General features: G+C 60.6%; 11 protein-coding genes. 6 read left to right on the forward strand and 5 right to left on the reverse strand.

Translation table 11 applies throughout. The annotated features are described in order from the left end of the window. The first annotated feature begins 162 nt into the window (after positions 1–162). From hpf to NI20_RS0112460, 4 genes are all read left to right on the forward strand, one after another. Positions 163–714, forward strand: coding sequence for a ribosome hibernation-promoting factor, HPF/YfiA family (gene hpf / locus NI20_RS0112445; RefSeq protein ID WP_033121711.1), 552 nt, complete (start codon positions 163–165; stop codon positions 712–714). 105 nt (positions 715–819) lie between these two features. After that, positions 820–2,019 (forward strand): iron-containing alcohol dehydrogenase, encoded by a 1,200-nt coding sequence (locus NI20_RS0112450; protein ID WP_033121712.1) that lies wholly within the window; start codon positions 820–822, stop codon positions 2,017–2,019. An 81-nt stretch (positions 2,020–2,100) separates the two neighbouring features. Then, positions 2,101–2,724 carry a phosphatidylcholine/phosphatidylserine synthase gene (locus tag NI20_RS0112455; RefSeq protein ID WP_033121713.1) on the forward strand — a complete coding sequence of 208 codons (624 nt, stop codon included), beginning with the start codon at positions 2,101–2,103 and terminating at the stop codon, positions 2,722–2,724. A gap of 150 nt (positions 2,725–2,874) precedes the next feature. Next, the gene (locus tag NI20_RS0112460; RefSeq protein ID WP_033121714.1) at positions 2,875–3,756 is read left to right on the forward strand and encodes a DMT family transporter; all 882 of its coding nucleotides are present in this window, start codon (positions 2,875–2,877) and stop codon (positions 3,754–3,756) included. Positions 3,757–4,106: 350 nt separating this feature from the next. Here NI20_RS0112460 and NI20_RS0112465 read toward each other — a convergent pair whose 3' ends face one another. The 5 genes from NI20_RS0112465 to NI20_RS0112485 form a co-directional block, all read right to left on the reverse strand. Beyond that, positions 4,107–4,838: a M23 family metallopeptidase gene (locus tag NI20_RS0112465; RefSeq protein ID WP_052084690.1), complete on the reverse strand. Its 732-nt coding sequence runs from the start codon at positions 4,836–4,838 to the stop codon at positions 4,107–4,109. Positions 4,839–4,947: 109 nt separating this feature from the next. Further along, entirely contained in the window at positions 4,948–6,462 is a 1,515-nt protein-coding gene (gene gpmI / locus NI20_RS0112470; protein ID WP_033121715.1) for a 2,3-bisphosphoglycerate-independent phosphoglycerate mutase, read from the reverse strand. Between the two features lie 12 nt (positions 6,463–6,474). Then, entirely contained in the window at positions 6,475–7,248 is a 774-nt protein-coding gene (gene tpiA, locus NI20_RS0112475; RefSeq protein ID WP_033121716.1) for a triose-phosphate isomerase, read from the reverse strand. A gap of 73 nt (positions 7,249–7,321) precedes the next feature. Continuing rightward, positions 7,322–8,590, reverse strand: a complete 1,269-nt coding sequence (pgk, locus tag NI20_RS0112480; protein WP_033121717.1) for a phosphoglycerate kinase — start codon at positions 8,588–8,590, stop codon at positions 7,322–7,324. Positions 8,591–8,653: 63 nt separating this feature from the next. Then, on the reverse strand, positions 8,654–9,148 hold the full coding sequence (locus NI20_RS0112485; RefSeq protein WP_033121718.1) for a tRNA (cytidine(34)-2'-O)-methyltransferase: 495 nt from the start codon (positions 9,146–9,148) through the stop codon (positions 8,654–8,656). Positions 9,149–9,366: 218 nt separating this feature from the next. On the opposite strand from NI20_RS0112485, the gene NI20_RS0112490 reads away from it, so the two are divergent. Together NI20_RS0112490 and NI20_RS0112495 are read left to right on the forward strand one after the other, a co-directional pair. Further along, on the forward strand, positions 9,367–10,506 hold the full coding sequence (locus tag NI20_RS0112490; RefSeq protein WP_033121719.1) for a DapH/DapD/GlmU-related protein: 1,140 nt from the start codon (positions 9,367–9,369) through the stop codon (positions 10,504–10,506). A gap of 37 nt (positions 10,507–10,543) precedes the next feature. Then, positions 10,544–11,512 carry a ribose-phosphate pyrophosphokinase gene (locus tag NI20_RS0112495; protein ID WP_033121720.1) on the forward strand — a complete coding sequence of 323 codons (969 nt, stop codon included), beginning with the start codon at positions 10,544–10,546 and terminating at the stop codon, positions 11,510–11,512. The last annotated feature ends 542 nt before the right edge of the window (positions 11,513–12,054 follow it).

Consider the following 12,054-nt stretch of genomic DNA (forward strand, 5'->3'; position numbering starts at 1 on the left):
ATTCGCGTCGTATGCCTTATATTTTGTCAATATGTACAAGAATGCTCAATTCATATATCGTTCATTTGAAATTTTCGTTCATTTGTGCTATGATATAGAAAAGGAAACAGAAGAGCCCTTCGCCCTCTCTTTCCTTCCTCACCAACGAAAGGAGCCAACACTATGAAATTCACCTACACCTGCAAAAAAGTCTCCCTGAACGATTCCGTCAAGGCCTATGCCGAGAAAAAGGTCGGCAAGCTCGAGAAGTTTTTCAAGGAGGAGCCCGAGGCTTCTGTCACCTTCTCCGTCGAGAAGAAGAACCGCTGTGTCGCCGAGATCATGCTCCGTGGCGCCAACGGCACGCTGTTCCGCGCGGTATGTGAGGACCCGGACGGCGACATGCGCGGCGCGATCGACGAGGCCACGGCCCAGATCGAGCGCAAGATCCGCAAGAACAAGACCCGCCTTGCCAAGAACCTGCGCGCCGAGGCTGTGCTGCCGGAGCTGCCCGAGGAGTTCGAAGCCCACGAGGAGGGCACGTTCGACATCGTGCGCACCAAGCGCTTCACCGTCAAGCCCATGAGCGTGGAGGAAGCCATTTTGCAGATGAACCTGCTGGGCCACAGCTTCTTCGTCTTCCGCAACACCGATTTCGGCGATGCGATCTGCGTCGTTTACCGCCGCAACAACGGCGGCTACGGCATCATCGAGACCGAGGACGACGAGGAGTAAGCCGTTCAGAAAGCATATAGAAGGGCTGAGCGAATGCTCAGCTCTTTTTTTGCGCGTTTTTCCGTGGTATACTGAGTCTGTATTTTTCGGAAGAGGAGAAGTCTTATGAATGCCATGTTCTGCCGCGCGTTCCAGTGCTGTTTTGCCGTCGGCGCGCGCTTTCTCCCCTGGCGCACGCCGGAGGTCTTTTCGGGTGAGGGGAGTTTGCTGCGCGCCGCAGACATTCTGCGCGAAAACGGCCTACGACGCCCGTTCGTCATCGCGAGCCGCCGCCAGTGCGCGGACGAGCACTTCCGCGCCTTGCAGGAAAAACTTGACGAGCAGGACATCCTGCTCTTCATCTTCTCCTCGGTCGAGCCGAATCCGTCGGTCGAGACGGTCGAAAAGATCGCCGCGCAGTACAAGATTGATAGCTGCGACTGCTTTCTCGTCATCGGCGGCGGCTCGCCGATGGACGCAGCCAAGGCCGCCGCGGCGCGCCTCGCGCGGCCGGGCAAGCCGCTTTCGCAGCTTGCGGGACTCTTAAAGGTCCGGCGCCGCATTCCGCCGCTCATCGCCGTGCCCACGACGGCGGGCACGGGGTCGGAGACGACCATCGCCGCCGTTGTCACCGGCAGTGACCACCACAAGTATGCGATCTCCGACCTCTGCCTCATTCCGCGCTACGCGATCTTAGACCCCGCGCTGACCGTCGGGCTGCCTCCACACATCACGGCGGAGACCGGCATGGACGCGCTGACGCACGCGGTCGAGGCGTACCTGAGCCGCTTTTACAACACGAAGCAGACGCGCCTGCTCGCGGAACATGCCGTCGTCGCCATCTTCACGCATTTGGAGCGCGCGTACCGCGACGGCACGTCGCTCCCCGACCGCGCGGCGATGCTGCAGGCCTCGTTCGACGCAGGCGCGGCGTTCACGCGCGCAAGCGTCGGCAATGTGCACGCCATCGCCCACACGCTCGGCGGGCTCTACGGCGTATCCCATGGCCTTGCGAATGCCGTGCTTCTCCCTCTCGTGCTCGAAGACTACGGCAAAGCGGCCTGTCCGTGCCTTGCCCGTCTTGCTGCACTTGTCGGCCTCAAGGGCGAGAGCGAAGAATCTCTCGCCAAGGCGTTTATTGCCGAAATCCGCGCGATGAATACCCGCATGGGCATCCCCGACCGCTTCAACTGCATCCGCAAAGAGGACATTCCCCTCATGGCCACCTGGGCCGCGCAGGAGGCAAACCCCGTCTACCCCGTGCCGGTCATCTACGACGAAGCGCGCTTTGCGCGCGTCATCGAGCGTTCACACCACAGCCAATAACCTTGTCAGCATTTTAGCGATACTTCCCCGCCGCCGTCTGGTATAATGGTGCTGCAATCCAAAAGGATCGGACGGTTTTTTATGATCGGAGTTTACGACTACACCGTGATCGCAACCTATCTCTCGCTGCTGCTGGGGCTTGGCGGCCTCTATTCCGCCGCGCAAAACGAGCCTCTCGACGCCATGCTGTGCCTGATGCTCGCAGGGCTGCTCGATGCCTTCGACGGGCGCATCGCCCGCACGAAAAAGGACCGCACCGAACAGGAAAAGCGCTTCGGTATCCAGATCGACTCGCTCAACGACCTCGTGTGCTTCGGCGTGCTGCCCGCCGCCATCGGCTGGAGCATGGACTGCGATAGACTCTGGTTCCTTGCGACGATGTCGTTTTTCGCGCTCTGCGCGCTCATCCGCCTCGCCTACTTCAACGTGACGGAAGAGGAGCGGCAGGGCCGCACAAGCGAAAACCGCGCCTACTACCTCGGCGTGCCGGTCACGGCGAGCGCCGTGCTCGCGCCGCTTTTCTACCTGCTCTCGCTGCGCTTTGCCCTGAACTGCGCGGTCGTTTACGCGCTGGGGCTGTTCCTGCTTGGCGTACTGTACATCACGCCGCTCCACGTCAAAAAGCCGCAGCTGCGCGGCGTGGCGTTTCTGTCCGTGTTCGGGCTTGGCGAATTTGCTGTTTTGCTCCGCGTATTGACGCGTTAGCGCTCCCATCTCTCTCCTCCGGGCCGTCCGAAAGGTTTTCTTTTGGGCGGCCCCTCTCTTTTTACTTTCCCGATTGACGGCGGGAAGTCCGCGTGCTATGATAGTCGGCAACTACCATTTGCATGTTCTGTCAGATCGCGAGGAATTTTTATGAAAAAGGCCGACCCCCGTCTCATGCTCATTATGTCGATGACCGTCTTCGGCACGCTGGGGCCTTTTGTGCGCAATATTCCCGTCTCGTCCGGCGAGCTGGCGCTGTACCGCGCCGTGCTGGCCGCGCTGCTGATCGGCGTGTATCTTCTCGTGAGTCGACAGAAGATTCCCTTCGCGCGCATCAAAAAGGAGGTGCCGCTGCTGCTTCTCTCCGGTGCGGCGATGGGCGTCAACTGGATCCTTTTATTTGAGGCCTACCGCTATACGAGCGTTTCCGTCGCCACGCTGAGCTATTACTTTGCGCCCGTCATCGTCACGCTCGTCTGCCCCATCCTCTTCCATGAAAAGCTCACGGGAAAGAAATTTCTCTGCTTTGTCATGTCCACGCTCGGCCTTGTGCTCATCACCGGCATCGGCGACACGCGCGGGTCAAATGACCTCAAGGGCATTCTCTTCGGCCTCGGCGCGGCGGTGTTTTACGCGACAGTGATCCTGCTCAACAAGTCCATCCATCAGGTCGAGGGTATCCACCGCACGTTTTTGCAGTTTTTGTCCGCCATCGTCGTGCTCATCCCCTACGTGCTCTCGACGAGCGGCATCACACTCGGCAGCCTGAACGCCGTCGGCTGGGTCAATCTTCTCATCGTCGGCCTTGTCCACACGGGTGTCACATATTGCCTGTACTTCTCGTCGCTCAAGGAGCTGCCCGGACAGGAGGCCGCGATTTTAAGCTACATCGACCCCCTCGTCGCCGTCCTCGTCTCCGTCACCCTGCTCGGCGAGAGCATGACCGCAATGCAAGTCATCGGCGGCGCCCTGATTTTAGGCTTCACCCTGCTCAACGAGCTCTCCCCCGTGCCCAAGGTAAAAAAGAAGTAAATCTCTCAAATCACGCCAAACGCATCGCAGATTTTGCCGCTCGCAAATATTAAAAGCATCGCAGATTTTCGCACCGCGCACGGCGCGAAATAAATTTGAATCGTAAATTCCGACGTCACCGTCGTGGCATTACGATTCCCGCGCCCTTTCGGGCGCGCCAATCGTGCCACTTCCTCGAAACCGGCTCGCTTTATCCGCCACTGGCGGCGCTTCGCCAATTTCCATGTGCGTCGGAATTTACTCTTTGCGCGGAGCGCGTGTCGCAGCCGCCCTACAGGCGGCAAGGCACGAAGCGCAGCGAATCTCTCTAAAATGAGAGGGATGAGAGTTTTACTCTCATCCCTCTCATTTTAATTTAGAAATTCCTTCGGGTCGCATGGTACCCCATCTTTGCTGACCGAAAAGTGCAGATGCGCCGGCATCGAGAACTCGGCGATCGAGCTGCTGCCCACCGCGCCGATGACCTCGCCCGCGGAGACGTACTGTCCCTCGCCGACGCCCGGCGAGCTGCGGAGATTGGCGTACGTCGTCTCGTACCCGTCGTCGTGCGCGATGGTCACGAGCGTGCCCATCATGTCGTCGTCGCGCACCGCCGTCACAACGCCGCTGCACGCGGCGATCACCTGTGTGCCGACCTCGGCGGCGATGTCGATGCCGTCGTGCGTGCGCCAGTCGCCAAGCGTCTCGTTATACGTGAGCTCGTCGACCGAAAACGCCGCGACCTCCTCCCCCACGAGCGGCGCGACCACGAGCCGCGGGGCGACGGGCTGCGCGTCCGTCTCGCTCTCCATCGCGGGGACGGTGTCCTCCACGCCCGTGGCCTCATCCATCACGGTGAGGTCCTCGGGCGGCTCCTCCACCGGCTCTGCCGGCTTTGCCGCCTCCGGCATCTGCGGCGTCTCGTCCTGCACGGGAAGCTCTACCTGTGAGGAGACGTTCTCCGCGTCCTTGTCCGTCGTATTTTTCGGCAGCAGCGTCCAATAGCCCGCGACGGCCAGCGCCGTCACACCGAGGAACAGGGCTATGTATAAGCCCGTCCCGCCGAAGAAGTGCCGCTTTGCGCGGCCGTTCGATCCTGCCATGTTTCATCCTTTCCGCCGCTTTGCGGCTCGTACGAAAATTGCGAGCAAAAAAGCTCTGACGGTAGTGTGTACCGTCAGAGCTTTTTCTAAACATGGCAGATTCGATTTTTTAGCGGACGATCAGCGTCTTGCCGTCCATTTCCGCGGGCTGCTCAAGGCCCATCACGTCGAGGATCGTCGGCGCGATGTCGGCGAGCCGACCCTCGCGCAGCTCCGTGCCCGCGCCGCAGAGGATGAAGGGCACCACATTCGTCGTGTGCGCGGTCATCGGGCTCTTGCCGTCGCTTTGCAGCATCTGCTCGGCGTTGCCGTGGTCGGCGGTGATCATCGCGATGCCGCCCATCTTGAGCGTCGCCTCCACGACCTGACCGACGCACTCGTCAACGGTCTCGACGGCCTTGACAGCCGCGTCGAAGACGCCCGTGTGGCCGACCATGTCGCAGTTGGCAAAGTTCAGGATGATGACGTCGTACTTGCCGGACTCGATGCGCTCGACGCACTTGCTCGCGACCTCGTAGGCGCTCATCTCGGGCTGGAGGTCGTAGGTCGCGACCTTCGGGGACGCGACGAGTACGCGGTCCTCGCCGGGATACGGGTCCTCGACGCCGCCGTTGAAGAAGAACGTGACATGTGCGTACTTCTCGGTCTCGGCGATGCGCAGCTGGGTCATGCCCATCTTGCTCAGGTACTCGCCAAGGCCGTTTTTCACGCTGATGCGCGGGAAGGCGACGAGCACGTTCGGCATGGTCGCGTCATACTCGGTGTTGCAGACGTAGGTGAGCGGGAAGAACTCGCGCTTGAAGCCGTCGAACGCGGGGTCGACGAACGCGCGCGTGATCTCGCGGGCGCGGTCGGGGCGGTAGTTGAAGAAGATGACCGAATCGTTGTCGGAGATCATGCCGTCCTTGTCGCAGACGATGGGCTCGACGAATTCGTCCGTCACGCCGTTTTTATAGCTCTCCTCGATGGCGTGAATGGGGTCGGGATCCTGCACGCCCTCGCCGTAGACGAGCGCGTCATAGGCGTTCTCTAAGCGGTCCCAGCGCTTGTCGCGATCCATCGCGTAATAGCGGCCCATGACGGTCGCGATCTTGCCGACGCCGAGCTCACGGCACTTTTCCATGGTCTTTGCGACAAAGTCGCGGCCGGAGGTCGGGGGCGTGTCGCGCCCGTCGAGGAAGGCGTGGATATACACGCGCTTTAAGCCCTTGATGTGCGCCATCTTTAAGAGCGCGTAGAGGTGGTCGAGCGTGGAGTGCACGCCGCCGGTGGAGTGCAGACCGTAAAGGTGCAGCGCAGAGCCCTTTTCAATGCAGTCGTCCATCGCCTTGTTGTAGGCGGGATTTTCAAAGAACGTACCGTCCTCGATCGAGCGGGTGATGCGCGGCAGGTCCTGGAACACGACGCGGCCGCCGCCGATGTTGGTATGGCCGACCTCGCTGTTGCCCATCTGGCCCGCGGGCAGGCCCACGTCAAGACCGGAGGCCTGGAGCGTCGTGTGGGCATACTCGGCAAAAAGGCCGTCGAGCACGGGGGTGTTGGCCGCGCGCACCGCGTTGCCGACGGTATCGTTGGACAGGCCGAAGCCGTCCATGATGATCAGCGTGGTGGGAGTCTTATTCATCGATTTTCCTCCTTACTCCTGGTTGGCAGCGTGGACGATCTCCATCAGTGCCTTGGGGTCGAGCGAAGCGCCGCCGATCAGGCCGCCGTCGATGTCCTCGTGCGAGAGCAGCTCGTGGGCGTTCGAGCCCTTCATCGAGCCGCCGTACTGAATGGTCACGCTGCGGGCGATGCGCGCGCCGTACTGCGCGCGGATGAGCGAGCGGATATAGGTGCAGACCTCGGCCGCCTGCTCGCCCGTGGCGGTCTTGCCGGTGCCGATGGCCCAGATGGGCTCATAGGCGATGACGCAGCGGCGCATCTGCTCGGCGCTCACGCCCGCGAGGGCGGACTTGACCTGCAGCGCGATGAGCTCCATCGTCACGCCCATCTCGCGCTGGGCAAGGCTCTCGCCCACGCAGATGATGGGGTTCAGCCCCGCCTCGAGCGCGGCGAGGACCTTTTTGTTGACGATCTCGTCCGTCTCGCCGAAGAGCGCGCGGCGCTCGCTGTGGCCGACGATGACATAGCGCACGCCGAGGTCGGCGAGCATGTCGGCGGAAATCTCGCCGGTGTAGGCGCCGCTCTTTTCAAAGTAGACGTTCTCCGCGCCGACGGCGATGCGGCTGTCCTTGAACGCGCGCACGGCGGCAGAAAGGTCGACCGTGGGCACGCACACGACGATGTCGCACCATTTGGTTTTGGGAAGGATGGCCTTGAACTGTTCGGCAAAGGCCTTGGTCTCGCTGGGGGTCTTGTTCATTTTCCAGTTGCCTGCGATGATGGTTTTACGGTATCTGCGATTCATATTGGGTCTTTTCTCCTGTTACTGTCTAAATCTAAGATCTATGCGAATATATGAAAATCAATAGAGATTTTTCTCACTTGTCTAAAAGGCACGCAACGCCCGGTAATTCCTTGCCTTCCAGGAACTCGAGCGACGCGCCGCCGCCGGTGGAGATGTGCGTGATCTTGTCGGCAAAGCCGAGCTGCTCGGCTGCCGCCGCGCTGTCGCCGCCGCCGATGATCGTGACCGCGCCGCTCTCGGCGAGCGCCTTGGCCATGGCCTTCGTGCCGGTCGCAAAGGTTGGGAACTCAAAAACGCCCATGGGGCCGTTCCACACGATCGTGCCCGCGCCCTTGGTCGCCGCGCAGAAGAGCTCGACGGTCTTGGGGCCGATGTCCATGCCCATCATATCCGCGGGGATGTGCATCGCGTCGACGACGTGGGGCTCTGCGTCGGCAGCAAACTCCGTCGCCGCGACGGTATCGACCGGCAGCAGGAGCTTGACGCCCTTCTGCTTGGCCTTTTCGATCATCTCGAGCGCGTAGGCGCACTTGTCTTCCTCGAGCAGGGACTTGCCGATCTCGCCGCCCTGCGCCTTGGCGAACGTGTAGGCCATGCCGCCGCCGATGATGACGGTGTCGGCCTTGTCTAAAAGGTTGTTGATGACGGCGATCTTGTCGCTGACCTTTGCGCCGCCGAGCACGGCGACGAACGGGCGCTTGGGATCGTCGAGTGCCTTGCCCATGACCTCAAGCTCCTTGGCAACGAGCAGGCCCGACACGGCGGGAAGATAGGCGGCCACGCCCGCGGTGGACGCGTGCGCGCGGTGCACCGTGCCGAACGCGTCGGAGACGTACAGCTCCGCCATCGAGGCAAGGGCCTTGGCAAGCTCGGGGTCGTTCTTGGTCTCGCCCGCTTCAAAACGGGTGTTTTCAAGCAGCATGATCTCGCCGCCCTTGAGCGCCGCGGCCTTGGCCTTGGCGTCCTCACCGACGACGTCGTGCGCGAAGATGACATCCTTGCCTAAAAGCTCGGACAGGCGCTTGGCGACGGGCGCAAGCGTCAGCTTGTCGAGGGACTTTTTCCACTTCTCCTCGGTCAGCGTCGCGGGGTCCTTGCCCTTTTCGGTCTGCTTTTTCACCCACTTGTCAAACTTGGCCTCGGGCTTGCCGAGGTGGGAGCAGGCGATGACCGCCGCGCCGTGGTCGAGCAGATACCGGATGGTCGGCAGCGCGGCCACGATGCGCTTATCCGAGGTGATCTCGCCGGTCTCCTTGTCCTGGGGCACGTTGAAATCGCAGCGCAGCAGCACCTTCTTGCCGCTCACGTCCACATCGAGAACAGTCTTCTTGTTATAATTCATGTTGTTTCCTCCTCATAATATACACATACGATTTGGTTACGCAGTTAAAACGAATTTGGGATCTTACGTTTTTTCGAGCATTTCCCCCTCGTGCTTGAGACCGGGAAAGCCCGTCTGCCGCAGCGCTTCATACGTCAGGATCGCCACGGAGTTTGATAGATTCAGGCTGCGCGCCTCCTTCCGCATCGGAAGGCGGATGCAGCGCTCATAGTGCGCCACGCGGAAAGGCTCCGGCAGGCCCGCGGTCTCCTTTCCGAAAAAGAGCCAGCAGCCGTCCTTGAATTCCGCCTGGCAGTAGTCCTGAGGAGCCTTGGTCGTGGCGAGCCAGCAGTCGCATTCCGCCTCGGGATGCTTTGCAAAAAGGTCGGCTAAATTTTCGTACACGCTGATATCCACAAGGTACCAGTAGTCCAGCCCCGCGCGCTTGACGGCGCGGTCGGAAATGTCGAACCCGAGGGGCTTGATGAGATGCAGATGCGCCCCCGTCGCCGCGCAGGTGCGCGCGATATTGCCGCAGTTTTGCGGGATCTCCGGCTCGACGAGCACGATATTCAGCATGACAGCACCTCCCCCACGCGAAAGTTTTATCATTGTACCGCAAAAATATTGCGAATTCAACCTAAAATGCAGTCTTTTGAAACGAAATTTTGAAAATGCAAAAGTAAAGCCGCCAAATCAAAAAATTTTTGTTTTTTTTGTGAGAAACGGTGGATTTTTCGGGCATCTTTGCTATAATGACGTTAATAGAGAGTAGAATTGAAAGGAGATGAGCTCCGATGGATCAGAAGTTGGCAGTTCTCTTTATGCCGGACGATATGACCCTGACAAAAGAACAAACACCGCTAATGCTGAGGCCCATTTTGTTCTGCCCCATTCTCACGTGGATGGTCGAAGAACTGATGGGGCGGGGCATTGAGCGGTTTTTTATTGTGTCTGACAAACGGGTGCACGACATGATGCGCCCCTACGTCCCCGAAAACGCCGATGTTGTCTACGTCGACGGTGCCAGACACGGGGAAGAGCTTTTAACGCTCCTCAAGGATGAAAAGGGCAGCGTGCTCATCGTCAACGGCGCGGTGCTGCCCGTGGGCGTGTTCTCCGGCGGCGCGGTCTACTCCGCGGACGCGAAGGAGTGCTGCAAGGTGCTCAAGGAGCACGGCGCTTTCGCCGCCTTCCCCAAGGGGGCGGCGATCACGAAGGGCTTTCTGCCCGTCGGCGACGACGAGGAGCTCAGGTCCGCACAGGACATGTGCCGCCGCAAGATCGCCGACAAGCACTTCGCCGCGGGCGTTTCCATCATGGACGTGAACAACACTTACATTGACCCGCGCGTCAAGATCGGCAGCGGCACGGTCATCCTGCCGGGAACGATCCTGCGCGGCCGGACCGTCATCGGCAAGAACTGCACCATCGGCCCGAACGCCATGATCCGCGACTGCACGGTCGGCGACGAGACCGAGGTGAACGCCTCGCAGCTCAATGAAAGCACGGTCGGCGCGCACACGACCGTCGGCCCCTTTGCCTACGTCCGTCCGAACTCGAAGATCGGCGACCATGTCAAAGTTGGCGACTTTGTCGAGATCAAAAACAGCGTCATCGGCAACGGCACGAAGATCTCGCACCTCACCTACGTCGGCGACAGCGATTGCGGCGAGCGCATCAACTTCGGCTGCGGCACGGTCACGACGAATTACGACGGCTTTAAAAAGTTCCGCTGCACGATCGGCGACGACGCCTTCATCGGCTGCAACACGAATCTCATCGCCCCTGTCACGGTCGGAAACGGCAGCTACATCGCCGCCGGCTCCACCATCACCGACGAGGTGCCCGCCGATTCCCTCGCCATCGCGCGCGAGCGTCAGGTCAACAAGCCCGGCTGGGCGGAACAGTGGCGCGCGGCGCACGAGAAAAAGTAACTTCAGAAAATTTTTATAAACAGAGGAGTACATCAACATGATCTCTCACGGTAAGGACATCAAGATTTTCACCGGCAACGCAAACCCCAAACTGGCAGCGGACATCTGCAAGATCATCGGCACCAAGCTCGGCGAGAGCGAGGTCAAGAGCTTCGCAGACGGCGAGGCCTCCGTCTCCCTGTACGAGACCGTGCGCGGCAGCGACGTGTTCCTCGTTCAGTCCACCTGCAAGCCCGTCAACGACAGTTTGATGGAGCTTCTGATCATGGTCGACGCCTGCCGCCGCGCTTCCGCCGGCCGCATCACCGCCGTCATGCCCTACTTCGGCTATGCCCGTCAGGACCGCAAGGCCAAGAGCCACGACCCCATCTCCGCCAAGCTCGTGGCCAACATGCTCGTCGCCGCAGGCGTTGACCGCGTGCTGACGATGGACCTGCACGCCAACCAAATCCAGGGCTTCTTCGATATCCCCGTGGATAACCTCTTCGGCAACCCCATCTTCGTCGACTACTACGCCAAGAAGTTCGGTTCCGTGTGCGAGGACATGGTCGTCGTCTCCCCCGACGTCGGCTCCGTCGCCCGCGCCCGCACCTTCGCCCAGAAGCTGCACATGAACCTCGCCATCGTCGATAAGCGCCGCCAGAAGGCCAACCAGTGCGAGGTCATGAACGTCATCGGCGATGTCGAGGGCAAGGAGTGCATCCTCTTCGACGACATGGTCGACACCGCCGGTTCCCTCTGCAACGCGGCCAAGGCCATCGTTGAGGTCGGCGGCGCGAAGAAGGTCTACGCCTGCGCGTCCCACGGCGTCCTCTCCGGCCCCGCGCTCGAGCGCCTGGCCGCGAGCAGCATCGAAGAGCTCGCCCTGCTCGACACCATCCCCGCCCCTGCCGGCGAAGAGGAGCTCGCCAAGTCCCGCATCAAGTACCTGACCGTCGCGCCGATGTTCGCCGAAGCGATCGAGCGCACGTATCAGGAAATTTCTATCGCGAAACTGTTTAACTAAAACTCCTTTAGGAATTAGTTAAATAACTTTGCTGGTATGACCCGCTGCGTGGGGGCGTAAGTCCTTTGCGCCGCGCAAAGAAGCGAGTAAAGGGGGCCATTCTCTCGCGTGAGAGAATGGCCCCCTTTGACCCCCAAGAGAACGCGAGGGGCTCTGCCCCTCGACCCCGCACATTGGCAGTCTCGATCTTGAAGAGCTGCACGCGCTGCGCAATGTAAGTGCGGTGTACATGGCTTCGCCATGAATCCCTACGTTTCGTGACAACTCTCAACCGCGCCTTACTATCGTGAGGCGCGAGTGACGTTTGCTCGGCGGCAGACTGCGTGCGAAATAGCGGCAATGCTGCGCTCGCCGCATTGTAGGGACTGGCGGTAGACGGGAATTAAGCTGTACTCCTACAAGATGAGCAGAGCGGCAGCGGATGATAGAAGCAGAGGCAAATCGTCTAGCAACTCCAAACGCGGCAACGCCGCGCTATGGGCAGTGCAATCGGCAAGCATTGCAGCTCTTCGAGCTGCTCGCTTGCAATGGGAAACGCCTTT

The sequence above is a fragment of the Oscillibacter sp. ER4 genome, assembly GCF_000765235.1.
GTDB lineage: Bacteria > Bacillota > Clostridia > Oscillospirales > Oscillospiraceae > Hominicoprocola > Hominicoprocola fusiformis.

Coding starts and splice junctions, on each gene's coding strand:
- tpiA (WP_033121716.1), bottom strand. CDS start 7,248: ATGAATCGCAGATACCGTAAAACCATCATCGCAGGCAACTGGAAAATG.
- NI20_RS0112455 (WP_033121713.1), top strand. CDS start 2,101: ATGATCGGAGTTTACGACTACACCGTGATCGCAACCTATCTCTCGCTG.
- NI20_RS0112450 (WP_033121712.1), top strand. CDS start 820: ATGAATGCCATGTTCTGCCGCGCGTTCCAGTGCTGTTTTGCCGTCGGC.
- hpf (WP_033121711.1), top strand. CDS start 163: ATGAAATTCACCTACACCTGCAAAAAAGTCTCCCTGAACGATTCCGTC.
- NI20_RS0112490 (WP_033121719.1), top strand. CDS start 9,367: ATGGATCAGAAGTTGGCAGTTCTCTTTATGCCGGACGATATGACCCTG.
- NI20_RS0112495 (WP_033121720.1), top strand. CDS start 10,544: ATGATCTCTCACGGTAAGGACATCAAGATTTTCACCGGCAACGCAAAC.
- NI20_RS0112460 (WP_033121714.1), top strand. CDS start 2,875: ATGAAAAAGGCCGACCCCCGTCTCATGCTCATTATGTCGATGACCGTC.
- gpmI (WP_033121715.1), bottom strand. CDS start 6,462: ATGAATAAGACTCCCACCACGCTGATCATCATGGACGGCTTCGGCCTG.
- pgk (WP_033121717.1), bottom strand. CDS start 8,590: ATGAATTATAACAAGAAGACTGTTCTCGATGTGGACGTGAGCGGCAAG.
- NI20_RS0112465 (WP_052084690.1), bottom strand. CDS start 4,838: ATGGCAGGATCGAACGGCCGCGCAAAGCGGCACTTCTTCGGCGGGACG.
- NI20_RS0112485 (WP_033121718.1), bottom strand. CDS start 9,148: ATGCTGAATATCGTGCTCGTCGAGCCGGAGATCCCGCAAAACTGCGGC.